Origin of the sequence: Lysinibacillus sp. FSL K6-0075 (genome assembly GCF_038592945.1) — a bacterium.
Classification (GTDB): domain Bacteria; phylum Bacillota; class Bacilli; order Bacillales_A; family Planococcaceae; genus Lysinibacillus; species Lysinibacillus fusiformis_F.
This window is the reverse complement of record NZ_CP151947.1, coordinates 2,529,607-2,553,033: the sequence shown is the minus strand read 5'-3', so window position 1 is coordinate 2,553,033 and position 23,427 is coordinate 2,529,607. Positions and strand designations below refer to the sequence as shown.

Sequence of the window (23,427 nt, the reverse complement as noted above, 5' to 3'; positions counted from 1 at the left end):
TCAGCGCGGTAAAAGAAAAACGTAACGAATTAAGTAGTAATCCGTTACGTTTTTCTTCTTATCGTTCAGTATACCATTCATCCAATACTGGTTCTAGCCATTCTGTTTCACCAGGTGTCATGGCTAAATGAACAAACCAGCTTTCTTTTGTCGCACCATGCCAGCGTTTTACATTCGGTGGAATATTCACGACATCTCCCGTTTTTAAAAGCTGTGCCGACTTCCCTTCTTCTTGATACCAGCCCTCCCCACCTGTCACTAATAAAATTTGTCCAACTTTATGGGAGTGCCAAACCGAGTTTTCTTCATAGTTATGCTTCTAGTTTAAATAATTTAAAATAGATAGAATATTTAGATTTTTGTTGATGGAATGGAAATAATTAATTATACTTAAATGATTAACGCTCGTTTAGAAACAGATAATACTAGAGTATTGGGGAGAGCAAAATGGAAGAATTAAGCGTAGAAAAAGCAATTCAAGATATTTATCCGGATGACATCGCTTGGTGTTATGGGTGTGGCCGACTGAATGATGATGGTCATCATCTGCGCACGGGTTGGCTAGAAGAAAAGACAATCACCATCTATACACCTGAATCAAAATATATGGGGATTCCGGGATTTATTTATGGTGGTTTAATTGCTTCATTAATTGATTGCCATGGAACAGGGTCAGCGGCGCTTGCTTTGCATCGTAAAAATGGACATGAAATTGGTGATGGAGCGGAGCCACCTCGATTTGTAACGGCTAACCTTAATGTAGATTTCCTGAAGCCAACACCACAACATGTTCCATTAAAAGCAATTGGGACTGTTGAAGAAATTCATCCGAAAAAATGGAAGGTTGAAACCGAAGTTTACGCTCAGGATACGCTTTGTGCTCGCGGTACAGTAGTTCTTGTCGTAATGCCTAGTACTTTTCTAAATAAGAATGATTAGCCCTTCTCAAAATCAAAACAAGTTAGCCCTTAACAAAGGTTAACTTGTTTTTAAACTTACTACTATCTTTCTTCCTGCACTTAGGTCTCAATAGACAGAACGAATTAATCTTTTCTTCTCCATAACTTACAAATTCAACTGTTTAAGCAAGATTGAATTGGCTTTGTTTCTCATAAACCCAAGCTGCCATTACATTTATATCGTCGAATCCGAATTGACCCATTCCCCAAAAAGGTGTCATGACGGCTAATTGTCTGTGACCATCATCTCGTGTTCTTTGACCTATACTAAAAGGCTTAGGCTTCTGGCTAGGGTCCATTCGTGTAGAAAAACTAGCAGGCACTAAGCCTGTATTATAAGGAGCAAACTGGAACCCTAACACATCTTCAAAATGCTTTTGTAATTTAAATTTTCCCCTTTGTATGCCTACATAAACGAAACTAATATTTAATGGCAACGTATCATACATATTTTTAATAATATTTATTCGAGTTGTGTCTTGAGTATCATAATATTTATAATAGGATTTCAAATCGTCAAACTTTCCAGAAACTATATAGGGAAAATCATTTTTACTTCTTTTTGGTAGAGGGTACCAATCAAACATTGCGGTTGCTCCGTCTTTAGTATGTAAGGGATACGAAGAATAGTCTGTATTACTTTGAAATAAATCCAGAGTAGAGAAATCCATATTTGTTTCCAGTAGCTTAGCTAAACGAATTTGCATTCTCATGGTTGGGTAAATTTTTCTATCAACTTCCCAGCTTATAGGGATACCTCTATTTTCTAAACTACTATTGATGGCTGTCAGGAGCGCAGGTGAAGCTTCATTATCTGTTACATACCATCCGTTTCTATAATCCTGTTCAGCATCGATGTAATGTACATAATGATTGTGCTTCGTTAAAAAATTTAGTCTGCCCTCTAGGTTTTCTTGATAACCAAAACGCCCTAATCCTTCCTCCATCCCAACAAAAACATAATTAGCATTCTTTAAATTCCCATACTGAAAAGAGGTTTCAAATACCTCCAGCTCATCTTCTGTTAAATAGTATTTTTCATTCTTCCTATTCATTTTTTATCCTCACTATCTTAATAGAATAAACTCTTCTCCTTAAATAACAAAATAAAGAAGAGCACATATCATTCGTACTAATATATGTGCTCTTCTATTCATTCATTAAAGCGTTTTTAATGGATTTACAAAATCATGGAACGGTATTACTAATAACTGTCACAAAGCCATTTCTCGCAGCAGTTCCCATTAACGAAAAAATGGCATCACTAGCTGTTTTGTTAAACACATGCCATTGGTCAACCGTTGCATCATAAATCAAAACGTCTGGCTTTCCAGTCAAAGGTTTGTCTGAGGATTGTACCAATGAATAGAGATCAAAATGAGCTATGCTGCTGCCTTCTTGATTGAAGAAATCATATTGGTCCATTTTATAATAACCTCCAATCACGGTGCTGTGGACAGACCATGTGAAGTTTGCCGGCTGTTTGACCTTACTGCCTTTGTTTTTTATAAAAGTATGGTGCATTTCTTCCATATGAACCCTATCATTTCCTTCTGCTATTATAAATGACAACAAAAAAATCCTGCATCTTCGCAGGATTTTTAAGTAAACTTTATGAAATTTCTATTTGTATATAGCCAAGCTATTTCGTACCACTTGCTCCAAATCCAGATGCCCCACGGACCGTTTGAGATAATTCATCTACTTCCACTAATTGAATGGATGGAACAAATTGAATAACCATTTGGGCAATACGCATGGATTTTTCTACGATAAATGGTTCTTGACCATGGTTGATTAAAATAACGCCGATTTCGCCTCGATAGCCTTCATCTATTGTGCCTGGGCTATTGAGTACAGTTACACTATGCTTTAATGCTAGTCCACTTCTAGGTCGAATTTGTGCTTCTGTTCCCTTAGGTAATTCAATCTGAATACCTGTTTTAACGAGTTTGGCTACGCCTGCTGGAATCTCTATGGCTTCGATGGAATAGAGATCCATGCCCGCATCACCAGGGTTGGCTTGTATTGGTAGCATGGCATCATCGTGAATTTTTTTGATTTTTACTTCTAGATTCATTGTGCTTCATCCTTAACGATTAAAATTGAATGTGTCATCTGTGATCGGCGCAACTTTTGCCTTGGCATAGGTAGCACCCTTTTGTGAAAAGAAATCATATGTGGAGCCTTCATTACGAATACCATTCATCACAATCGGATTGACTTCCTCTTCTGGGAACATGGCTTCAAAGCCGACATTCATTAGTGCTTTATTAGCATTATAACGTACATACGCTCTCACTTCAGGCGATAATCCTGTTTCCGCATAAATATCATCGGTATATTTCATTTCATTTTGATATAAATCTAATAATAGCTCATAGCCCCATAAATGTAGCTCTTCTTGTTTTTCCTTTGAAAATTGCTTGAATAGATTTTGAGCAAAAAATCCAACTGCTACACCATGGATAGATTCGTCGCGCAAAATAAGTGAAATGATTTCAGCACTGTTTCGTAGGAAGCCTTGTCCCCCTAAGTACAATGGATAGAAAAAGCCAGAATAGAAAAGGAAGGATTCGAGCATGACGGATGAGAACATTGCTTTCCATAAACTCTCTGGATTGCCTTCTTCAATACTATTATAAATATCTGCAATTTTATTTGCCTTATACTGTAGGAATTCATTTTTCTTGACCCACTCAAATAGCTCGTCTATTTCTTCATTTGTACAAAGCGTTGTGAAAATATAAGAGTAAGATTTGGCATGGATGGCCTCAAATGCATCAAAAACAGTTAGGACAGCCTTCTCCTGTAAATCGTCTGTATAAGCGGCAACACGATTCATCCCTATATTTGTTTGTACAGTATCTAGTAAGGTTAATCCTGCAAATACTTTTTTATATGTGTCTTGATGCTCAAAGCTTTTCCATTGCTTAATATCTTTACTGACCGCAATTTCTTCAGGAAACCAAATTTGCTTCCATTGCTGATCCCAAAATATTTGGGCAAGCTCACTTGTTGCTTTATTCCAATTGACGGCCTCATAGATTATATTTGACATGCTACACACTCCTCTAAGCTTTGTAATCGTTGACGAACATAGTAAACAGACTTAATGCCCTTTACCCATGCATAAATGTATACTTTAGCCAATTGTTCGGTTGTCCAATTGTCTGTTACATAAAGTGTCATGGAAATACCTTGGTCAACGTGTTTTTGAGAAGCTGCGTATAAATCAATTAAATCATACGGATTTACATCATATGCCTCCACATATAAATGGCTGTTGTCATTTGTTAGATGAGGCATTGGATAAATCGTTCTACTATCAGCATAATCACGAACCTCTACGCGCTCTGTACATGGTGCGATTGAAGCCGTACAGCTACGAATATATGAGATACTGCCAGTTGGGGCAATAGCCAAACGATAGGAATGGAATAGACCGTATTGCATTACATCCTGCTTTAACGTTTCCCACATCTTGTTCGTAATGATTGGAATATTGCCAAGTGCTTTCAACACAACAGGTGAAAGTTCTTCTTCAGTCTTAGTTATATATTGGTCAAAATAGCTACCTGATGCATAATCACTGTCCTCAAATCGGTAGAAGGTTGCAGCTTTTTCTTTCGCCATTTCCATCGAAGATTTCAGTGAGTAATAGTTCATCGCTTCCATAAAGTGATCCATGAAATCAATCGAATCTTTTGAGCCGTACAAGATGCCCTCCGTCACGAGATGCCCATGGAGGTTCATACAGCCAAGCCCTACAGAATGCATTAATTGATTGGCTTTTGCAACTGACGGTACATTCTTGATATGTGTCATTTGTGACACATTCGTTAATAAGTGCATGGCTGTATCGACTAATGCGCCGAAATCATTGACTTTACTTGCTGCATGGATATCAATAGACCCTAAGTTACACGATACATCGAGTCCATAGTCATTTGGTTGATCTTGGTCCGTAATAATACTTGTCTCTTGCACTTGCAGAATTTCGGTACAGAGATTGGACATTTTTACGCGACCAATGTTTTTTAAAGGATGTACCTTATTGACATTATCATCAAAGATTTCAAACGGATAGCCCGATTCAAATTGTGCTTTTTTCACCTCTGTGTAAAGCTTACGTGCATTCAAACGTTTAATTTTACGAATTTTAGGGTTATCAAGTAGCTCGTAATACATTTCTGAGATGGAGATCTCAGACATACGTTTGCCATATTCTTTATATATATCATATGGGCTAAACAAAACAATATCTTTATCGCGTTTCATCAGTTCGAAGAAAATACTAGGTATAATAATTCCTGTTGAAAGGGTTGCGAGGCGAATTTTATCATCGGCATTCGGTTTTTTAGATGAAATGAAATTTTCTATATCTGCATGGAAAATATTTAAATAAACAACACCAGAGCCATTTCGTTGCCCTAGCTGATTCGAATAACTGAAAGAATTTTCTAACAGTTTCGCAACTGGGATGACACCACTTGCACGATTCAGTATCTCTTTAATTGGATCCCCTAAAGGGCGTAAATCTGTTAAGTTGACCCCAACCCCACCACCAAGGCGTGATAGCTCTAAACAATAGCCAATGTTTTCGGCAATACTATTCATGGAGTCATCCATTGATAATTTAAAGCAGCTTACTAATTCACCACGTGCTTTCTTGCCACTATTCAATGCAGTTGGTGTGGCAGGTTGATAGGCTTCCATCATCGCTTCGACAGAACGTTCTGCTAAAGCTGTGTTGCCTTGAGCCAAATACAAAGCAATAATAACAATACGATCCTCATATTTTTCTAAAATCTCTTCGCCGTCACGACTTTTCATAGCATAGCTATCATAAAACTTGCTGGCGCTCATAAAGGATGGGAATCGGAAATTATAATCATAGGCTTTTTTATACAACTTCTTAATAAATTCCATTTCGTACATGTCGATAAATGCTTTCTCATAGTAGCCCTCATCAACTAAATAGCGGATTTTTTCCTCAATATCTATAAAATAACGCAAACGTACGTTGACATACTCTAAAAAGTAGCGGCGCGTAGCTTCACGATCTTTTTCTAACTCAAGTAATCCAGTTGTACTATAACGATTCAGTACGTCATTATTAAGCTTTAAATAGGTTTTCATCTCATTACCCTCGTTTCATAAAACGTTTGTATTGCTTCATAATCTGTTTGATTGCCTCGTAAATCTAATTTCCTTACTAAGGGTACATGATAGGTAGTAGCAATTTTCTCACCAGCAGCGCCAAATACATGATGGCCAAAGTTACTATTGCCACTGGCAACTACTCCTTTACAAAAATCTCTGTTTTTTTCTAAAAAGCGTTGCACCTTCGCTGGAATGTCACCTAAACCATCTGTGTAGGTAATTAAAAGATACGGCTTATTCAGTCGCAATTCTTCAGAGAGCTCGATAGCTTCTGCCTTTAATTTGGATACAACATTTCGGACATTGCCTGTACGACTTGCATAAACGATCATAGGGTAATCAACTCAATTTGAGAAACAATTTCCTGAACATCTCCTATAAAGGTTTCATTCATTTCTAAAACAGGCACACTTAAAAAACCTGCATCTATAATGGTTTGCTTAGCTTGTTCATCGTGATCAATGTTAACAATTTCTGCTTCAAGTCCTGCACGTTGTAATTCAGATTTTACCCACAGGCATTTTGGACAAATTGTTTTCGTATAAAGTTTCATAGAAATCCCTCTTTTCATAAAATAAAAAGGCTATCTCTTTAAGAGAGATAGCTAAAATGGAAACGTTAACATACTAAAAATACCGACGTTCCCATCTCTTAATCCCCGAAGAAATGATTAATTTGTTTTAGAAAGGCAGGTCTCCTGGCTTTGCTTCATTCTCTGATTTCCTTCCCATGCGCATGCACAGTGGATGCTATCATCGTCAGCTTAACAGTTGCGGGGACAGCGTCGGAATTGTACCGAACTTCCCTTTTAAACTACATATAGTAGTACCTTAGTAAAACGAACACAATATATTGTTGTTGTTCAATAGTTTTAAGTTTACCATCCTTCAAATGAAAAGTAAATCTAGATTCTAAACTTCTTTATTTTTGGATTATTCAGTATTTTTTATTATGTAGTTCGAAATAGATTATCACTAATTACTTATACCTAAACAAAATATATATTTTAAACGATGTACGAGATTTTCTATTAAAATCTATCTACAGTAAATCTATTCATTTATAGAATGCCTAAAATAATCTTGAATAGCTATGGAAACAGTCTATATTCTGAAGAAAAATAGACTGTTTGACACTAGGAACATCTATTAGTGCTTTTCAATAAACAGGGCCAATTCCTTATAAAATTCCGGCGTTGCTGCAGAATTTGTATGAAATTGAGGATTATATTTGGATAAAAGCTTATATAATTTAGTTGCAGTTAATAGATTCTGTTCTCTATCGTAAGCCCTAAAACGATCATAGACCTCTTTCACTTTCCCATTTACTGAATGAGAAAAGTAATATTGCACTTCTTTATCCTCTAAGTAGTCTAGTTGCCACTTGTAACATATTAAATTTGTGAGGAAAAACATTTCTAATGCTGGCATTTCCCCACCTTTCATTAGCAATGTCATGCCATAATCAAAGGCATTTTCTAACCATTTCACTCCATGACGGTCCCTGTAAAAACGAATTAATTTTTGTAGACCATGCCCTTGTTCTTTCACAAGATACGAGTGAATATTCGTATTTCCAGCATTTCTTTCCCATTCATCAAGAGAAAATTTATATTTTCTTATCAGTTTCATCCAAAGCTTTTGAAGTTTTTCTTCAGAAATAGCGTGTGTTTGTTTATTCCATTTTAACAGTATCTCTAAATATTCTAATACAAAGCATCTCTCTAGCTCAAAATGATCCAAATTTCTAAATAGAGTATCTTGATCAATATCAATGCTATCTTCTAAAATTTTTTCATCTATCAGCATTCTATTGCCCCGACTAACTCACGTTTTATATTTAGATAGGCATAATTAATATTTTTGTAATCATCAGGATTTTCTTGTATTAATATTTTGATATAAACTTGTAGGGAAATCATGTGCTCACTAGAAAGGTTGTTCATTATTTGCTGCTTTAATTGATTTTCATAAAATAAAATTGAATGTGATGTCATCTTGTTCACTCCTATTCGTTCATAAAAAAAACATCTTTCCCCTTAGGTAAGATGCTAGCTATGACTTAAATACTACATAGTTCTTCAACCAATATAAAATAAGTCGTCTATACTGAATAGAGACCCTTTTCTTGGTTGTCGCACTATGAGTATGATGAAGGTAATTCGTCACACTCAACACCCCCTATCCTCGTAGGTTTTTTGGCTGTACTAGACAAAGGCAGGTCTCCTGGCTTATGATCATCACACATTTTCCCTTCCCATTACATGACATAACAGTGGCTTTGAAAATGTACTCCGAATTACAGTTGCGGGACAGCGCCGGATTTTCACCGAACTTCCCTTTTAAACAAACTCATTATGAATTTGTACCTTTATCCTGTTATTCCGTTTTTTATAGTATAACATATCAATCTCTTTGCTAACTTACTTCGCATATCACTACAAACAAGAAACCATCTACCTTTTAAATAGTAGATGGTTTCAACGTTTATCAATAGAAAATCCACTTGTTTTTACTTTTTTACTGTCGCATTACGATCTTGAAAGAAATTTTCTAGGTCTTTATCTGTAAATTCATTGAATGTTTGATAGGTATATTGTGGATTTCGGTCCTTATCAATGACAACAGAGCGTACACCTTCAAAGAAATCCTCATGTCTTAAAAAGTTTTTAGCCAAGATTAAATCTGTCGCAAAGCATTCCTCTAATGTCTTATCTTGAGCATCTATCAGTTGCTTTAACGTAATCTTTAACGATGATGGAGATTTAGATAGAAGGAACTGCTTTGTTTCTTGCGCAAATTTACTTGGATCATTGTCTAAGGATTCAACTATCTCTTCCACAGTATATTTTGAAAAATGCTGATCGATCTTATGTTGGAGGTGAGCAAGATCACTGTTTGTTAAAGGTGTACTTGAATAGTCCTCCATTAATTGGCCTAGAGCTGTGCTGGTCTCCAATGTATGCCAGTCTAATTGTTCAATGCGCGCTAGGAAAGTGTCTAACTGATCGCTTGTCATGTAGCAATCTGCGCCATTGGCAAAGAGAACATCCGCAGCTCGGATGACCGATGCAGTTAAGGCTAAGTAGTATCCTACATAGCCTGGTGCTTGATTTAAGAAATAGCCAGCTCCAACATCCGGAAAGAAGCCAATATTCATTTCTGGCATAGCCCATTTCGTTCGTTCAGTGACGATTCGGTGGCTTGCCCCATAGGTTAATCCGACCCCACCTCCCATGACAATGCCATCAAGGCAGGCAATAATGGGTTTAGGGTAGTGGTAGATCGCCATATCTACTTGATATTCTTCTTCAAAAAAGATTTCAGCATTTTTGAAAGCTTCCTGACTGGAGCGAGCTTTATAAAGTGTTTTAATGTCACCACCTGCGCAAAATCCCTTCTCACCAGCTCCTTTTAGGATGATTAGCTGAATTTGGTCATTTGCTCGCCATTCTTTCAGTTTCTCTCCGATGGGCTTTAGCATTTCAGTAGAAAGTGAATTTAAGGCTTTAGGACGATTCAGTGTAATGGTTGCTGCGCCGCCGTCACTGACAGAAAATAGTACTTCGTTCGTCATATCGATTCCCTCCTTTAAGAATGTTTAAAGTCTGGCTGTCTTTTTTCAATAAATGCCTGAACCCCTTCTTTAGCATCCTCTGTTAAAAACAACTCTGCAAAACGTGTTCGTTCAAGTTCTAGCCCATTTTGGAGATGATCTTTGCCGCCCTGTATGACACATTCAATTGTACGGGACACACTTGTCATACTTTTACCCTCAACAAAGGACTGCGCAATCGCTTTTGCAGTTGACAGAAGCTCCTCTGGTTCTGTCACCAGTTGAATAATGCCTAATCGTAGTGCTTCGTCGGCACTTAGTTGTTTACTTGTTAAAATCAATTGTAGTGCCTTTGCTTGCCCCGTGATTCTGCTCAATCGTTGAGTCCCCCCGAATGTCGGCAATAAGCCAAGCTTTAATTCTGGTAAACCAACAATGGCATTATTTGATGCAATTCTGAAATGACAGCCTAATGCTAACTCTAATCCTCCTCCAAGAGCTGGACCATTAATAGCAGCAATAACAGGCTTTTTCATGGATTCAATTTCATCACATAGTGCTTGACCTCTCTCAGCCATCTGCAATGCTTTTTCCTGTTGCCCAAAGGCAGAAACAAATTCCTTAATATCTGCACCAGCGGCAAAAAATCGTCCAGAGCCTGTCATAATGATAGCATTCGTTTGTTCGTCCACAGCTAACTCTTTGAGAATGAGTCGAAGATTTTCAATCGATGCGGATGATAAAGTATTTGCTGGTGGATGATCTAAATGAATGATCGTGATGGCACCTTCCTTGCTTACATTGGCAAAAGTATCGACCATTATCGTTTCCCTCCTATTTAATAACAATTAACTTATCGATTTTGGATTGTTAATAATACTTCTAGCAATCTCTCGCTTTTTCATAAAGAGATTTTGATGAAGCGGGATGTTTAGTTGTTGAATAGCATCTAGCCAGATTTTTCGCTTTTGTTCATTTGTTTCAGCAGCACAAATAATATCAATTGTACTTTTTTCTATTTTACGGTAGCCCTCCTGACAGATGATATCAGTCATCAAGTGCTTCGTTTTTTCATTTGCGTTTTTTTCAGTTCTTAGTAAAGAAGCTTCCATAACATAAAGATCCTTCGCTATATCAGCCAACAGACGCATGTATTCCTGCTCTTGTTCCAAATGGATCTGTGCGTCTGTAATGACAGTAAGAGCTATTTGCCTTAAATAGTTGGAAAGCTGGATGTATTGCTGATTTATTTCAGCTGGCTTATAGGCTTCAGGCGCATTATACGTAGAAGGTGCGAGTGTATATTTTTTATATAACATTTTCGCAATGGTTAAACGATTGATTTCGTTTGTCCCTTCAAAAATACGGCTAATCCTCGCATCACGATACAATCGTTCTACCTCATAATCTTGCATATAGCCATAGCCACCATGTATTTGTACAGCTTCATCTACAATTTTGCCAAGGGCTTCTGAGCAATTGACTTTATTAAGGGCGCATTCCAAAGCGAAATCGGCTATTTTATGAACCATCGACTCTTTACTAGCTAACTCAATCGCATCATCCATTTCTCCAGCTGTCCGATAGGCAGCACTTTCTGCCCCATATATCGAAATGGCCATGTCCGCAAGCTTTTCCTGTATCATAGTAAAATCAACAATTGGCTTGTGAAATTGCTTCCGTTCCTTCCCGTAACTCACAGCTAATTGTAGAGCCTGTTTGGCAGTGCCGATGTTGGAGAAAGCTAGCTTTAGACGTGCCATATTCAATATATTCATCGCCACTTTATGGCCTTTTCCAACTTCGCCAAGTACATTCTCCCTCGGTACGCTAACATCCTCTAATATAAGGGTAGCCGTCGAAGATCCCTTAATGCCCATCTTCTCTTCTTCCTGTCCCACAGATACCCCTGTAAAGGTACGCTCTACAATGAAAGCAGTCATGCCTTCACTTGTTTTGGCAAAAACAACAAAGATATCTGCTAGCTGCGCATTGGTAATCCATTGCTTTTCACCGTTTAAGATCCATGCAGAGCCATCTCCATTTAAAATCGCATTTGTTTTGGGATGTAATGCATCTGAACCTGCGTCTGGCTCAGTCAATGCGTAGGCTCCAATCCATTCACCTGAGGCCAACTTTGGTAAGTATCTGTGCTTTTGTGACGCATCTCCAAAATAGACATAGGGCAATGTGCCGACTCCTGCATGAATATTGTAAGAGACACTAAATGAGCCGCCATAGCCCATTTTTTCTGCAACGAGCCCTGAAATTTTTTTATTGAGTGCCAGCCCCCCATAGTCTTCGGGTATCTCAATGGCTAGTAAACCAAGGTCACCTGCTTTTTGAAATAACTGACGAGTAACTTCATATTGATGCTTTTCAATAGCTGTAGTATTAGGTGAGACATCCTGTTTAATGAAGAGCTCTGCCGTTTTTGCGATGAGCTCTTCCTCATCTTGAAAGTCCTCTGGTGTAAAGATGGTCATTTTGTCCTCTAGTTTATCCATACTAGCCCTCCTTGAAAGAAAAGGAGAAAAACAACTTTTCTCCTACTTTATTTCCTCTTTCGGTAAGATGGTTTTCGCCAACTCACTATCTAAATCTTCAAATTTGTAATAGGAAATGGTTTCATATAATTCACTTCTCGTTTGCATATCCTCAATAGCATCTTTCTGAGTTCCTGTGTTTTTTATTAAGGTAAACACTTGCTCATAGGCTTTGGCTGCAACTCTCATGGATGTAACGGGATAAATCACCATCGAATAGCCCATTTTTTCAAACTCCTTAGCGGTATAATAAGGCGTTTGTCCAAATTCAGTCATATTAGCTAATAAGGGAGCATCCAGCTCATGGGCAAATTGTTTAAACTCTTTTTCTGTTTGTAACGCCTCTGGAAAAATAGCATCTGCCCCAGCTGCTACATAGGCTTTAGCTCTTAAGATAGCCTGTTCTAAGCCTTCTACAGACCTCGCATCTGTGCGGGCAACAATCACTAAAGTAGGAGCTATTTGCTTAATCATCTTTATTTTTTGTATCATTTCCTCTTGGGAAACAAGCGTTTTTCCATTCAAGTGACCACATTTTTTTGGAAGATTTTGATCTTCTAGCTGTACAGCAGCAACCCCTGCCTCTATCATTTCACGCGCTGTACGGGCAACGTTTAGTACACCGCCGAAGCCAGTATCGATATCCACGAGCATTGGTAAATTCGTAGCACGAATAATATCGTTCGCTCGTTGCGCCACTTCATTGGAATAAATCATTCCTAAATCAGGTAAGCCTCTGCTGGCCGTGTAGGCAGCTCCAGAAAGATACAATGCCTCAAAGCCAACTTTTTTAGCCATTAAACCTGCCATTGCATCATGTGCGCCTGGTATTTGCAAAATCGTTGAACGATTAATGAGCGCTTTAAATTGCTCAGCCAGTTGTTTTTGTGTTATCGCTTCATTTACAATCCACGCCATCTATAAAAACCCCCTAATAATCAATGATGCCTCGCCATAAGTACGTCCAGAATCGCCTAGAAAGTTAAACAAATAAATTAACAAATTCATGGACGGCACTATTCTCAAGAAGCTCTTGATTAGCACAAACCTCATTAATTTTACGTAATTGTTTTTGTGAATAATGGGTACTGATGTTTTGCTGGAATTTATCAATGATTTGAGGGAATGCTTCCTCACGACGGAAACGGTGTCCTAAAGGATATTCACACTCAATAAGCTCAGATGATGTGCCGTCGTTGTAATAAACTTGAACAGCATTGGCAATCGAACGTTTTTCAGGATCTAGGTAATCGATTGTATATTGAGCGTTTTCCACAACCACCATTTTATTTCTTAACTCATCGATACGAGGATCTGCTGCCACATCATCTTCATAGTGATCTGCAATGATATCACCAAAGATAAGACCAATAGCTGTAATATATTGAAGGCAGTGATCGCGATCAGCTGGATTCAGAAGAGGTCCTTCCTTATCAATAATTCGTATTGCTGATTCATGTGTCGTAATTTGAATGCGTTCAATGTCCTGTAAACGATTTTTCACTTCATGGTGTAAATGAACGGCACATTCTGCAGCTGTTTGTGCATGGAATTCAGCTGGATAAGAAACCTTGAATAGTACATTTTCCATCACATAGGATGTCAGTGGTCTAGCAAGCTTTAATTCTTGTTTATTAAATAGAACGTCTTGGAATCCCCAGCCTGGTGCAGATAAGGCCGTTGCGTAGCCCATTTCGCCTTTCACAGCCATCATCGCTAATTGCACTGCTCTACTTGTTGCATCACCAGCAGCCCATGATTTTCTAGAACCTGTATTCGGTGCATGGCGATATGTTCGTAGGCTTGAATTATCAATCCAGGCATTGGACAATGCATTGACAATTTCCTGATGCGTGCCTCCTAATGCCTTTGTCACAACAGCTGTTGTTGCAATTTTGACAAACAGAACATGATCTAGCCCAACACGATTTAAGCTATTTTCGAGTGCTAAAATCCCTTGTATTTCATGTGCTTGAATCATCATTTCTAAAACATCTTTCACTTTAAGAGGCGCCTTACCCTCTGCCACACGCACGCGACTTAAATAATCTGCCACAGCTAATATGCCACCTAAATTATCAGATGGATGCCCCCATTCAGCCGCAAGCCAAGTATCGTTGTAATCTAACCAACGAATCATACACCCGATATTAAAAGCGCCTTTTACTGGATCAAGAACATAGGAAGTTCCAGGAACACGTGTACCATTAGGAACGACTGTGCCTGGTACTACTGGACCAAGAAGCTTCGTGCATTCAGGATATTGTAAGGCCAAAATGCCACAGCCTAAAGTATCCAATAGAACATAGCGTGCCGTTTCGTATGCCTCTTCACTTGTAATCTTTGTATTTAGTACATAATCCGCAATATCTGTAAGTAATTGATCTGTCTTTGTTATGTCATTTGTTTTAATCATCTATATCTTCCTTTCAAGGCTTAAGTTTGATATACTAGTTTGCTGATGGGCATTGGTCAGAATGCCCATTAGCTTTATGGCGAGTTGTTAAAACTTGATTATACCGACAGTTTTTCAAGGTTATGACGCTCGCCAATATAATTGACACGAGGTCTGAATAATCGATTATTGTCATGCTGCTCAATCACATGGGCACATAAGCCAATTGTTCGTGAGCCAAAGAAGATTGGCGTATAGATTTCAATCGGCAAACCAAGCATGTAGTACACGGGTGCTGCATAATAATCTAAATTTGGATACAACCCTTTCTCCTGTACCATCACTTTTTCACCAGCTTCACACATGTGATATAAGCGATCATCCCCTTGCTCTAAACATAATTTGTGCAAGGCTTCTTTCATAATTTGCGCTCTTGGGTCCATCTTTTTCATATAGACACGGTGGCCAAAGCCCATAATCTTTTCTTTATTTTGTAGCTTGTTTTTCAACAATGCTTCAAAGCCTTCTACTGTTTTGGCTTCAAGAAGCATGTACATGACTGCCTCGTTAGCCCCTCCATGTAAATTCCCTTTCAACGATGCGACAGCTCCCGTTAAAGCGCCATACAAATCAGATTGTGTAGAAGCAATGACACGAGCCGCAAATGTTGAATTTGGCATCTCATGCTCACTATATAAAACGAGTGACTGATCAAAAATTTCTTCTTCTAACGCAGTTGGCTTTCTGCCCGTAATCATGTAATAAAAATTGGCACTATAGGAAAGTTGACTATCCGGCTCGACAACCTCTTGTCCATTTAATACACGATAGCTATTTGCTACGATGTTGGGCATACCTCCTAAAAGTCTATATGCTCGCGATAAATTCATTTCAGTCGAACGATCATTGATGTGCTGATCAAAGCCTGCTAAAGCGGAAATTCCTGTTCTAAGCCCATCCATCGCATGTGTTTCATTGGGCAATAGCTTGAAAATTTGAAATAGCTCTTGAGGAACCTGATAATGAGCTTTCAATTTGTCCTGTAGATCAGCCTGTTGCTCGGTAGTTGGTATTTCTCCATGCAGCAATAAGTAAACAATATCTAAATACGAATATCGCTGAGATAATTCAATCAAGTCATAGCCTCGAATAACTATTTGACTTCCTACAGTGTCTAAAAAAGATAGCTTTGTTTCAGCGGCAATGATTCCATCAAGACCTGGTGAATAATTTAACTCCATTTAATGACAGCCCCTTTGTTTAATTATTCTTGTAAGCGTTACCATTCAAACACGACAGAACAACAAAAAAACAACTCCTATCCCTTTCTAGAAGTTGTTAATCTACAAAAGCATGACAGACCAAAAAAACAGTGAATTTACATGAATTCACAATCATGCAGTAGCTAACACCTCCCTATCCTCGTAGGTCAATTGATGCTTTTTTTCGTGGCAGGTCTCCTGACTTATGATCAACGCTCCCATAACACCTTCCCATTTTGACAAACAAAACAGTGGCTTTGTTTTCGAGCTCCTAAATACAGTTGCGGGACAGTGTTGGACTCTCACCAACTTCCCTTTTAATCAAATAGAATCAGCTCCCATTTGAACCACCAAAATTTAGCATATTCAATTTGTCTTTTTACCTTAACATAGAGTTTTCAAAACAATCAATATAGGTAAAATTCAGAAAAGACTGATTATAAAAAGCTATTTTTCATCTTTGATGAACTATTCTGCGTTTTTTAGCAATATTTTGTACAAAAAAAGATTGTGCATCTATCCCAATACATCCAATTTTAAGCATTACAAGGAAAATAGAGGTTTTTAAAGGAAGAAAGGCGAATCGTTTCTTATGATCTATAGGAGGGACCAATATGGGATATATTACAGAGTTAAGGAAATACATCGGTAGTAGACCAATTATCAGTATTGGGGCGACCATTCTTGTGGGTAACGATGACAAGCAAATTCTCTTTCAACATCGATCAGATACGTTGGATTGGGGATTACCTGGCGGTGCATTGGAACTAAAAGAAACGTTAGAGGAAGCTGCTGCTCGTGAGCTTCATGAAGAAACAGGACTTGTAGCGAATGAATTTGACTTGGTGGGTGTTTTTTCAGGGCCAGATTATTATTTCCAATATCCAAATGGGGATGAGGTCTATACAGTTATTCATCTTTATATTGCGAAAAATGTAAGGGGTATATTGGAGATGAAGGATGATGAGAGCTTGAAACTTACCTATTTCAGTAAAAATGAGCTACCAGATCAACTTGAGAAAAGAACGAAACTGCTATTAAACAATCTGGAAGATACATTGTGGGATTTAGGTAGTTCTTTTGCAAAGGATATTCTTTAAATAACAAAGAGCATGCTTTTTATTCAAACATGCTCTAATCATTCTTTCTTGGGTATTATAGTCTAACCTTAACCTCAGTACCGTCCTGAGCTTTGACATCGACTAGCACGAGCCCTTTATAATTTTGTAGCTCCTTGATAATCGGCTTGAGCATTTCTTTGTCGATGAGCGGAAAGGTAAAGTCTATTTTCTTTTGATCGAAGTATGCCTTTGTCCACTTATTAACTTGTTGCTGAATCCATTTGGAAGTTAAAATGGAGAGGACAATGGTTAACACAGCATAGGGAACAGGGACAGTAAAGCGAACGTCTTTTGCTTTCACTTTTACATGCATCATTCGTCGCCTCTATTCAATGAAGACTGCAACGGTATCTCCGTTTGCCGATTTTATATCTACAATTTGTCCATCTAGTTCATTTTCGATCGCTTCAAGAAGAAGATTGATGTCGATATCTTTCACGTATTTTTCCGATTGTGGAATACTCGCTGCGATGCTGTGTCCAGCCATGAGTACGGCTTTGACAAGTTTAATCGGCAAATTCACCGTGACATTATCATTTTCGGTGGATACAACACGGACCTTTAATGTTTTATCTAAATACTTTGTTTTTTCCACAAATTTGTTTCCTGATTCCTCTTTCTGTTGTAACACTTGAATCAGCTCTGAACCTTTATCCGCATCAATTTTCCCCTCTTGAATCATGGTTAACACTTTCGTAATTTCCTCTTTCATGGTCTATTCCTCCCTATTCGTCTTTTAAAAGCTTTATGGCTTCATCCGTTGTGATTTCACCATTTTCCAACATGCTTACAATTTTTTTCTCGTCTACTTCATTTTTCTTCTTTTGAGCATAGCCAAGGGATGAAATAATGTCGTTTAGCTTGCCTCGAACTGTTGGATACGAAACCCCCAGTTCCTTTTCAACCTCTTTAATGTTTCCTCGACAGGTTAAAAATACTTCCACAAAATGAAGCTGATCGTTTGATAAAGATGCGAGCTTAGATAATTCAAATTCATTTTCAATCGTCGTGTGACAATGAGAACACTGTAACTTGGTAATTTTCAAAGTTTTACTGCAGACAGGGCAATTTGTGATTACTTGATAAGCCATAGTGAACTCCTTCCTTTAAGTTAAGTTGATTATATAACAAAGAATTTAAAGAAGTAAATAATAAAAATTAATTATTTTAATTAAAACATAAATAAAGTTAATTTTACAATTGATATTATTAATTTTATTTCTAAATTACTTTAATAATTAAGAAAACCCCATTTTGAATTTTTCAAAATGGAGTTTCTGTTCAATTTGGTCTATCCTTCTTTTTTCTTTCTCGCGGGTGTGATGGCAAAATAGCATTGTATAATTCTTGTGAAGCGGGATGCTGATATACTCCATCCTTCCCAATCTCCTCCACGAGCTGACCATGCTGCATCACTAGGATGCGATCTGACATAAAACGTGTGGCTTGTAAATCATGTGAAATGAATATATAAGCAAGCTGTAGCTCTTTTTGCAGTGATTGTAATAGTTCTATAATCGTCTTTTGCAAAATCATATCAAGACTACTAATGGCCTCATCTAAAACAATCAGTTTCGGCTTTAATGCAAGAGCTCTAGCGATGTTGACTCGTTGCTGCTGTCCCCCACTTAGCTGTGAGGGATAGTTTTGAGCCATTGCCCACTCTAACTCTACACAGTCTAGTAATTCCCTTACCTTCTGTTGTCGCTCTGCTTTGCTAAAATGCTCGAAATTCAAAAACGGTTCTTCGAGTATTTCGAAAATCGTCTGTTTTGGATTAAATGAATGATAGCTATTTTGAAAAACAGCCTGTAAATTTCTTCGTATCATTTTTTTCTCTTTGCTGGGTGCTTCGTATAAATTGATACCTTGAAAGAGCAGCTCTCCGTTTGTTGGTCGTTCAATCCCTAAAATAATGCGTCCTAATGTGCTTTTTCCAGAACCACTTTGACCGACGATTCCGAGACATTCTCCCTCCTGAAGTGAAAATGACATCTTTTGTAATACAGGAATTTTTTGTCCTCGTTGAAATAGGGCTGGTCTTTGAGCATAATGCATGTCTATATTTTTCACGTCTAGCAACGTCATTTTTTTCACCTCTAAAATAGCATTCTTGCTTGTAAAAGCTTCTTTGTATAGGGATGCTGAGGCGCATCAAAAAAATCAAAAACATTCGTTTGCCCAATGATTTCTCCTTGATACATCACAGCCACATCGTCAGCAAGTTCAGCAATGACACCTAAATCATGCGTGACAAGGAGTATGGCAGCATCTGTTTCTGAGCGAATACGATCAAAAAGTGTTAATACTTGTTTTTGATTGATAGTATCAAGAGCAGTCGTAGGTTCATCTGCAATGTAGAGAGAGGCTTGTATCGCCAATGACAGGGCAATCATCACTCGCTGTAGCATGCCTCCACTTAACTGAAAAGGATAGTAGGACAAAAGCTGCTCTGGATGAGGTAAATGGACTTTATTCAAAGCATCAAGGGCAATCTGTCTCATTTCCTTTTTGGTCAGCTTAAAGTGTGCTTTTAATGTTTCTCGAAAATGACTTTCAATCGTTTGAATACGATCGAATACAGTAGATGGGTTTTGCAAAATCATCGAAAGATGCCGGCCACGGTAAGCTCTCAATTTAGCAGCTGAAACGTTCAGTAAATTTTCTTGCTGATAGAGTACTTCACCTTGGGTGACTTGTGCTAAGGACGGTAATGTTTGCATGATGGCATGGCAAAGCATGGTCTTTCCACTGCCACTTTCTCCTATAATTCCTAAGACTCTCCCTTTATAAGCTGTCAGATTGATAGAGGTTAATATATTTTTCTCCCCCATTTTGACTGTGAGGTCTTTCACTTCTAAAACTTTCTCCATAACTTCCCCTTTACTAGTCAAGCTTTTTTAAACGATTTGCTAACTGATTAAACAATAACACAACAAGGATGATGGCAAGTCCAGGATAAAGCATTAATTCAGGATGCTGCCGCATGTATTGCTTTCCTTCATTGATCATCATGCCCCATTCTGGAATCGGTGCCTGCACGCCAAGTCCGATAAAGGAAAAGCCCGCAATTTCTAAAATCACCTTCCCGATATCTAATGCAACAATCGTGACAATAGATGGCAGTATATTGGGTATATAATGGCGTCTAATTAATTGGATACCTGTAGTGCCTGAAATCCTTGCAGCTTGAACAAAGTCTTTCTCATTCATGCCGATACACAAACTTCGGACCATTCTTGCATAATAAATAAGCTGTGTAAAAATGAGTGCTATTATAACATTTTTTAAGCTAGGGCCTAATATACCTAATAGCCCAAATGCAAGTACCAGTGTTGGAAAGGCTAATAAAATATCACATAGTCGAATAAAAAGAAAATCGATTAAGCCCCTTTTCAACGCTACAAAAGCACCTAGTAGGATAGCTAAAACAATGGCAACTAGCTGAATGACGAGCGCTGATCCTAATGAATAACGAATACCTAAAAGGAGGCGTGACAAGATACACCTTCCTAAATGATCTGTACCTAATGGATAGTCCCAAGATGGAACCGAAAATTTCTTAGCTATATCGACAGCTAAAGGATCATGTGGCATTAAAATTGGCGCAAATAGCCCCGACAAGCCAATGATAACAAGGAGCGATAGACTAATGAATCCTGTCAAATTGCTACTTTTTGTTCGTACGAAGTTCATTTTTAATCTCTCCTGCCCTTCATCATTAGATGAGGGTCCAATAAACGATGCAATATATCTGTGCATAAATTGGCAAGCACATAGATAACAGCGATAATTAATACATAGCATTGTACAACTGGGTAATCCCTGTTCATAATGGATTCGATTAAGTACCTGCCGAGTCCTGGCCAGCTAAAAACCTGCTCCACAATGACGGCTCCACCTAGTAGATTCCCGAGGGTCATGCCTAACAGGGATGTCAATGGAATAGCAGCATTTCGCAACACATGACGGATAAGAATCACAGAGCTTTTTAATCCTCTTAACTGTGCATATTGAACATATTGCTGCTGTAATTCTTCTAGGATGGTTGAACGGATAAATTGAACGAACAAGCCAATTGTTGGTAAAGCCAGTGTGAATGCGGGTAAAACTAAATGAGATAGTGTGCCCTTCCCATTTGTCGGAAAGAATCCTAATTTCAAGCTAAATAAATAGAGTAGTAGGAAACCTAGCCAAAAGGTTGGAATCGACACACTCAGGATGGTAAAGAATCGAATGATTTTATCAATGATAGTGTGCTTATACAATGCGCTTATCACCCCAAATGGGATACTTAGCCCTAAAATGAGGACAAACGCAGCAATCGCTAATTCAATGGTTGCGGGTAATTTCGCAAATAGCTCATGTGCCACGGGTAATTTACTAACAAAAGATGTTCCGAAATCTAGCTGTAATACGCCTTTTCCCCATAGTAAATATTGAAGAAGAAACGACTTGTCCGTCCCTAGTTCTTCACGTAATGCCTGAATGGCTTCCTCTGTTGGCGCAACTCTTGCCAAACGTAGAATGACTTCAGCAGGCTCTACTGGAACGAAACGAATAAATACAAAGGTTAGGATGGAAACGCCTAATAAGACAAAGGGCAATGTCAAAATTCTTTTTAAACAAAACATCCATGTCGACTCATACATGCTGTCACTTCCTACTCAATCCTATGATAAAGAGAGAGCTGTCTCTGCTAGACATACTCTCTCTTCCACTTTTATTTTTCTGTAGCCATTTGTGCATAAGGTATATCGTATTCAGATGCACGTGGGGCAAAATCCTTTAGATATGGTTGATAAATCACATTATTTGTTTCGTAAGATATTGGATAGAATAGTGCTTGGTCATGGAACATCGTTAAAATATCCGTATAAAGCTGCACGCGTTCCTCTTCATCCGTGCCTATTAATAATTGGTGGATTTTCGTATCGATTTCTTTGGCGTTTGGTAAGCCTAATTTCGCCTCATACACACCACTAGCATTTGGTGTAGCTGATTCATTTGCAAAGCTATGAGGGTCTGTTGGCGGTCCATTGGTACGCCAGAAATTAATATCTACCTGGTCATCCATCAATTTTTGTAGACCGACCATCACATCTGCACCTTCTAAATTCAACTGTACGCCAATTTTTGCTAATTCACCTTGCATTAATTCTGCCATTGGTTTCTGAATCGCATCGGATGCAATGTAAATTAAATCTAATGATAGTGGTTGTCCATTTTTCGAACGAATTTTTTCTCCATTCTGTAACGTCCACCCTGCCTCATCTAGCAATTGTTGCGCTTTTTCTGGATTGTATAAAATAGGCGCTAAATCTATATTGGCATAAGGAATTGCATCCCAGAACAATGTGTTTGCCACTTTTTCTGTACCATGTGTAATACTGTCTACCATTTGCTCCTTATTAATAGCATATTGAATAGCTTGACGTACCTTTAATTCAGCTAACGGGCCAGATTGTGTATTGAACAGCAGTGCTTTTGTAGACAAAGGCTCAGAGGTAGCTGTTTTATATTTCCCACTGTCTTTTAAATACGTATAGTTATCTAAACTAATAATGCCACGACCATAAATTAAATCTAATTCTTCGTTTTCAAATGCTAATGAAATAGATTCTGAATCAGGGATAATTTTTACTTTTATTTGTTCTACTAGTGGTTTTTCTCCCCAATAGTTTTCATTGCGACTAAATAATGCATATTCGTCCTTTTTGTATTCAGTTAACACCCATGGGCCTGTCCCAATCGGTTCCTTGATAGAATCTTGCGTCGTATCGCCTTCTGGGAATCCGTTATCCCCTAAAAAGCGGAAAGGTCTGACAAAGGCAAGTTCGTTTAAGACAGGATAATAGGGTTCATCCAATTGCAGACGGATGGTAAAATCATCCACTTTTACAACCTCTTTCATATGGTTGACCATGCCCATCCAAGAATGCATGTCTCGATTCGCTAATACGGCATCAAAATTACGGATGACATTATCGGCATTAAAAGTAGTTCCATCTGAATACTTCACATCTTTTCTTAAATGGAAAGTATACGAAGTTTTGTCCTCTGAGATGTCCCAGCTTTCTGCTAGCTTTGGCGTAACCGTGCCATCATCATTGTATTCCACCAAGGATTCATAGACCATGGCTTGGGCAGTCATTTGATTCGGTAAATATGTATGAGGATTCAATGGACCGACATCTAATGGCCAGCCAATTGTTATCATTTTTTCATTTGTTTGTGGTGTCGTTGTCTTCCCCTTTTCTTCATCCGTGCTTGTACAGCCAGCAAGTAAACTGAACGTCAGCACAAGCAGTAAAGGAAGTAAATACTTAGTCAATCTCATTTTCTGTCTCCTATCTCTATTCGTAGTGCAAATAAATCTACTTGTTAAAGAAGAGAGGGCATAAAAAAACCTTATTCTAAAAA

The 23,427-nt window shown here is 38.1% G+C and carries 25 protein-coding genes, 1 pseudogene and 3 riboswitches; of the genes and pseudogenes, 2 read left to right on the top strand and 24 right to left on the bottom strand.

Features of this window, described 5'->3' with window-relative positions:
• Positions 1 to 58: 58 nt before the first annotated feature.
• A pseudogene (locus MHB65_RS12515) lies at positions 59 to 274 on the bottom strand (cupin domain-containing protein); the annotation flags it as partial.
• 173 nt (positions 275 to 447) lie between these two features.
• Between MHB65_RS12515 and MHB65_RS12510 the strand changes: the two are divergent.
• Positions 448 to 939: a PaaI family thioesterase gene (locus tag MHB65_RS12510; RefSeq protein ID WP_342440535.1), complete on the top strand. Its 492-nt coding sequence runs from the start codon at positions 448 to 450 to the stop codon at positions 937 to 939.
• A 142-nt stretch (positions 940 to 1,081) separates the two neighbouring features.
• Here the strand turns inward: MHB65_RS12510 and MHB65_RS12505 are convergent, their stop codons facing one another.
• From MHB65_RS12505 to mmgD, 15 genes are all read right to left on the bottom strand, one after another.
• Positions 1,082 to 2,014: a hypothetical protein gene (locus tag MHB65_RS12505; protein ID WP_342440534.1), complete on the bottom strand. Its 933-nt coding sequence runs from the start codon at positions 2,012 to 2,014 to the stop codon at positions 1,082 to 1,084.
• A 133-nt stretch (positions 2,015 to 2,147) separates the two neighbouring features.
• A complete protein-coding gene (locus MHB65_RS12500; protein ID WP_342440533.1) occupies positions 2,148 to 2,384 on the bottom strand; it encodes a hypothetical protein in 237 nt (78 codons plus the stop codon).
• Between the two features lie 217 nt (positions 2,385 to 2,601).
• Positions 2,602 to 3,039: a dUTP diphosphatase gene (gene dut, locus MHB65_RS12495; RefSeq protein ID WP_342440532.1), complete on the bottom strand. Its 438-nt coding sequence runs from the start codon at positions 3,037 to 3,039 to the stop codon at positions 2,602 to 2,604.
• Positions 3,040 to 3,051: 12 nt separating this feature from the next.
• The gene (gene nrdF, locus MHB65_RS12490; protein ID WP_004229921.1) at positions 3,052 to 4,020 is read right to left on the bottom strand and encodes a class 1b ribonucleoside-diphosphate reductase subunit beta; all 969 of its coding nucleotides are present in this window, start codon (positions 4,018 to 4,020) and stop codon (positions 3,052 to 3,054) included.
• Positions 4,008 to 6,101, bottom strand: a complete 2,094-nt coding sequence (gene nrdE / locus MHB65_RS12485) for a class 1b ribonucleoside-diphosphate reductase subunit alpha (RefSeq protein WP_205443574.1) — start codon at positions 6,099 to 6,101, stop codon at positions 4,008 to 4,010. Before nrdE ends, nrdF begins: the two co-directional genes overlap by 13 nt.
• Positions 6,098 to 6,457: a class Ib ribonucleoside-diphosphate reductase assembly flavoprotein NrdI gene (gene nrdI, locus MHB65_RS12480; RefSeq protein ID WP_205443573.1), complete on the bottom strand. Its 360-nt coding sequence runs from the start codon at positions 6,455 to 6,457 to the stop codon at positions 6,098 to 6,100. The genes nrdE and nrdI overlap by 4 nt, the downstream gene beginning before the upstream one ends.
• Positions 6,454 to 6,678, bottom strand: coding sequence for a glutaredoxin (locus MHB65_RS12475; RefSeq protein WP_205443572.1), 225 nt, complete (start codon positions 6,676 to 6,678; stop codon positions 6,454 to 6,456). The genes nrdI and MHB65_RS12475 overlap by 4 nt, the downstream gene beginning before the upstream one ends.
• 116 nt (positions 6,679 to 6,794) lie before the next feature.
• Positions 6,795 to 6,973: riboswitch (cobalamin riboswitch) on the bottom strand.
• A 300-nt stretch (positions 6,974 to 7,273) separates the two neighbouring features.
• Complete coding sequence (locus tag MHB65_RS12470) at positions 7,274 to 7,933, bottom strand: hypothetical protein (protein ID WP_342440531.1); 660 nt, start codon at positions 7,931 to 7,933, stop codon at positions 7,274 to 7,276.
• Positions 7,927 to 8,121 carry a hypothetical protein gene (locus tag MHB65_RS12465; protein WP_205443570.1) on the bottom strand — a complete coding sequence of 65 codons (195 nt, stop codon included), beginning with the start codon at positions 8,119 to 8,121 and terminating at the stop codon, positions 7,927 to 7,929. Before MHB65_RS12465 ends, MHB65_RS12470 begins: the two co-directional genes overlap by 7 nt.
• Before the next feature lie 201 nt (positions 8,122 to 8,322).
• Positions 8,323 to 8,512: riboswitch (cobalamin riboswitch) on the bottom strand.
• 124 nt (positions 8,513 to 8,636) lie between these two features.
• On the bottom strand, positions 8,637 to 9,701 hold the full coding sequence (locus tag MHB65_RS12460; protein WP_342440530.1) for an enoyl-CoA hydratase/isomerase family protein: 1,065 nt from the start codon (positions 9,699 to 9,701) through the stop codon (positions 8,637 to 8,639).
• A gap of 14 nt (positions 9,702 to 9,715) precedes the next feature.
• A complete protein-coding gene (locus MHB65_RS12455) occupies positions 9,716 to 10,501 on the bottom strand; it encodes an enoyl-CoA hydratase-related protein (RefSeq protein WP_342440529.1) in 786 nt (261 codons plus the stop codon).
• Positions 10,502 to 10,528: 27 nt separating this feature from the next.
• On the bottom strand, positions 10,529 to 12,187 hold the full coding sequence (locus tag MHB65_RS12450) for an acyl-CoA dehydrogenase family protein (protein ID WP_342440528.1): 1,659 nt from the start codon (positions 12,185 to 12,187) through the stop codon (positions 10,529 to 10,531).
• 42 nt (positions 12,188 to 12,229) lie between these two features.
• On the bottom strand, positions 12,230 to 13,144 hold the full coding sequence (prpB, locus tag MHB65_RS12445; protein WP_342440527.1) for a methylisocitrate lyase: 915 nt from the start codon (positions 13,142 to 13,144) through the stop codon (positions 12,230 to 12,232).
• A gap of 64 nt (positions 13,145 to 13,208) precedes the next feature.
• Positions 13,209 to 14,642 (bottom strand): 2-methylcitrate dehydratase, encoded by a 1,434-nt coding sequence (gene prpD, locus MHB65_RS12440; protein ID WP_342440526.1) that lies wholly within the window; start codon positions 14,640 to 14,642, stop codon positions 13,209 to 13,211.
• A gap of 98 nt (positions 14,643 to 14,740) precedes the next feature.
• On the bottom strand, positions 14,741 to 15,862 hold the full coding sequence (gene mmgD, locus MHB65_RS12435) for a citrate synthase (protein WP_342440525.1): 1,122 nt from the start codon (positions 15,860 to 15,862) through the stop codon (positions 14,741 to 14,743).
• 191 nt (positions 15,863 to 16,053) lie between these two features.
• Positions 16,054 to 16,250, bottom strand: a riboswitch (cobalamin riboswitch).
• A 247-nt stretch (positions 16,251 to 16,497) separates the two neighbouring features.
• On the opposite strand from mmgD, the gene MHB65_RS12430 reads away from it, so the two are divergent.
• Positions 16,498 to 16,983, top strand: a complete 486-nt coding sequence (locus MHB65_RS12430; RefSeq protein WP_342440524.1) for an NUDIX hydrolase — start codon at positions 16,498 to 16,500, stop codon at positions 16,981 to 16,983.
• Positions 16,984 to 17,038: 55 nt separating this feature from the next.
• Here the strand turns inward: MHB65_RS12430 and MHB65_RS12425 are convergent, their stop codons facing one another.
• From MHB65_RS12425 to nikA, 8 genes are all read right to left on the bottom strand, one after another.
• On the bottom strand, positions 17,039 to 17,320 hold the full coding sequence (locus MHB65_RS12425; protein ID WP_342440523.1) for a hypothetical protein: 282 nt from the start codon (positions 17,318 to 17,320) through the stop codon (positions 17,039 to 17,041).
• Between the two features lie 9 nt (positions 17,321 to 17,329).
• The gene (locus MHB65_RS12420) at positions 17,330 to 17,716 is read right to left on the bottom strand and encodes a hypothetical protein (RefSeq protein WP_205443560.1); all 387 of its coding nucleotides are present in this window, start codon (positions 17,714 to 17,716) and stop codon (positions 17,330 to 17,332) included.
• 13 nt (positions 17,717 to 17,729) lie between these two features.
• The gene (locus tag MHB65_RS12415) at positions 17,730 to 18,095 is read right to left on the bottom strand and encodes a DUF2089 domain-containing protein (RefSeq protein WP_342440522.1); all 366 of its coding nucleotides are present in this window, start codon (positions 18,093 to 18,095) and stop codon (positions 17,730 to 17,732) included.
• A gap of 190 nt (positions 18,096 to 18,285) precedes the next feature.
• Positions 18,286 to 19,092, bottom strand: a complete 807-nt coding sequence (locus tag MHB65_RS12410) for an ATP-binding cassette domain-containing protein (RefSeq protein WP_342440521.1) — start codon at positions 19,090 to 19,092, stop codon at positions 18,286 to 18,288.
• Between the two features lie 11 nt (positions 19,093 to 19,103).
• Entirely contained in the window at positions 19,104 to 19,877 is a 774-nt protein-coding gene (locus tag MHB65_RS12405; protein ID WP_342440520.1) for an ABC transporter ATP-binding protein, read from the bottom strand.
• Between the two features lie 13 nt (positions 19,878 to 19,890).
• Entirely contained in the window at positions 19,891 to 20,700 is an 810-nt protein-coding gene (locus MHB65_RS12400) for an ABC transporter permease subunit (RefSeq protein WP_342440519.1), read from the bottom strand.
• Positions 20,701 to 20,702: 2 nt separating this feature from the next.
• Complete coding sequence (nikB, locus tag MHB65_RS12395; RefSeq protein WP_342440518.1) at positions 20,703 to 21,656, bottom strand: nickel ABC transporter permease; 954 nt, start codon at positions 21,654 to 21,656, stop codon at positions 20,703 to 20,705.
• A gap of 71 nt (positions 21,657 to 21,727) precedes the next feature.
• The gene (gene nikA, locus MHB65_RS12390) at positions 21,728 to 23,344 is read right to left on the bottom strand and encodes a nickel ABC transporter substrate-binding protein (protein ID WP_342440517.1); all 1,617 of its coding nucleotides are present in this window, start codon (positions 23,342 to 23,344) and stop codon (positions 21,728 to 21,730) included.
• Positions 23,345 to 23,427 lie beyond the last annotated feature (83 nt).

Excerpts from the sequence above, each read along its gene's own strand:
- MHB65_RS12400 (WP_342440519.1), bottom strand. The coding sequence starts at position 20,700 with ATGAACTTCGTACGAACAAAAAGTAGCAATTTGACAGGATTCATTAGT.
- MHB65_RS12430 (WP_342440524.1), top strand. The coding sequence starts at position 16,498 with ATGGGATATATTACAGAGTTAAGGAAATACATCGGTAGTAGACCAATT.
- dut (WP_342440532.1), bottom strand. The coding sequence starts at position 3,039 with ATGAATCTAGAAGTAAAAATCAAAAAAATTCACGATGATGCCATGCTA.
- MHB65_RS12465 (WP_205443570.1), bottom strand. The coding sequence starts at position 8,121 with ATGACATCACATTCAATTTTATTTTATGAAAATCAATTAAAGCAGCAA.
- MHB65_RS12450 (WP_342440528.1), bottom strand. The coding sequence starts at position 12,187 with ATGGATAAACTAGAGGACAAAATGACCATCTTTACACCAGAGGACTTT.
- MHB65_RS12455 (WP_342440529.1), bottom strand. The coding sequence starts at position 10,501 with ATGGTCGATACTTTTGCCAATGTAAGCAAGGAAGGTGCCATCACGATC.
- MHB65_RS12410 (WP_342440521.1), bottom strand. The coding sequence starts at position 19,092 with ATGACGTTGCTAGACGTGAAAAATATAGACATGCATTATGCTCAAAGA.
- MHB65_RS12510 (WP_342440535.1), top strand. The coding sequence starts at position 448 with ATGGAAGAATTAAGCGTAGAAAAAGCAATTCAAGATATTTATCCGGAT.
- nikB (WP_342440518.1), bottom strand. The coding sequence starts at position 21,656 with ATGTATGAGTCGACATGGATGTTTTGTTTAAAAAGAATTTTGACATTG.
- mmgD (WP_342440525.1), bottom strand. The coding sequence starts at position 15,862 with ATGGAGTTAAATTATTCACCAGGTCTTGATGGAATCATTGCCGCTGAA.
- nrdF (WP_004229921.1), bottom strand. The coding sequence starts at position 4,020 with ATGTCAAATATAATCTATGAGGCCGTCAATTGGAATAAAGCAACAAGT.
- MHB65_RS12470 (WP_342440531.1), bottom strand. The coding sequence starts at position 7,933 with ATGCTGATAGATGAAAAAATTTTAGAAGATAGCATTGATATTGATCAA.
- MHB65_RS12425 (WP_342440523.1), bottom strand. The coding sequence starts at position 17,320 with ATGATGCATGTAAAAGTGAAAGCAAAAGACGTTCGCTTTACTGTCCCT.
- nrdE (WP_205443574.1), bottom strand. The coding sequence starts at position 6,101 with ATGAAAACCTATTTAAAGCTTAATAATGACGTACTGAATCGTTATAGT.
- MHB65_RS12505 (WP_342440534.1), bottom strand. The coding sequence starts at position 2,014 with ATGAATAGGAAGAATGAAAAATACTATTTAACAGAAGATGAGCTGGAG.
- MHB65_RS12405 (WP_342440520.1), bottom strand. The coding sequence starts at position 19,877 with ATGGAGAAAGTTTTAGAAGTGAAAGACCTCACAGTCAAAATGGGGGAG.
- MHB65_RS12500 (WP_342440533.1), bottom strand. The coding sequence starts at position 2,384 with ATGGACCAATATGATTTCTTCAATCAAGAAGGCAGCAGCATAGCTCAT.
- MHB65_RS12460 (WP_342440530.1), bottom strand. The coding sequence starts at position 9,701 with ATGACGAACGAAGTACTATTTTCTGTCAGTGACGGCGGCGCAGCAACC.
- MHB65_RS12420 (WP_205443560.1), bottom strand. The coding sequence starts at position 17,716 with ATGAAAGAGGAAATTACGAAAGTGTTAACCATGATTCAAGAGGGGAAA.
- prpB (WP_342440527.1), bottom strand. The coding sequence starts at position 13,144 with ATGGCGTGGATTGTAAATGAAGCGATAACACAAAAACAACTGGCTGAG.
- MHB65_RS12415 (WP_342440522.1), bottom strand. The coding sequence starts at position 18,095 with ATGGCTTATCAAGTAATCACAAATTGCCCTGTCTGCAGTAAAACTTTG.
- prpD (WP_342440526.1), bottom strand. The coding sequence starts at position 14,642 with ATGATTAAAACAAATGACATAACAAAGACAGATCAATTACTTACAGAT.
- nrdI (WP_205443573.1), bottom strand. The coding sequence starts at position 6,457 with ATGATCGTTTATGCAAGTCGTACAGGCAATGTCCGAAATGTTGTATCC.
- nikA (WP_342440517.1), bottom strand. The coding sequence starts at position 23,344 with ATGAGATTGACTAAGTATTTACTTCCTTTACTGCTTGTGCTGACGTTC.
- MHB65_RS12475 (WP_205443572.1), bottom strand. The coding sequence starts at position 6,678 with ATGAAACTTTATACGAAAACAATTTGTCCAAAATGCCTGTGGGTAAAA.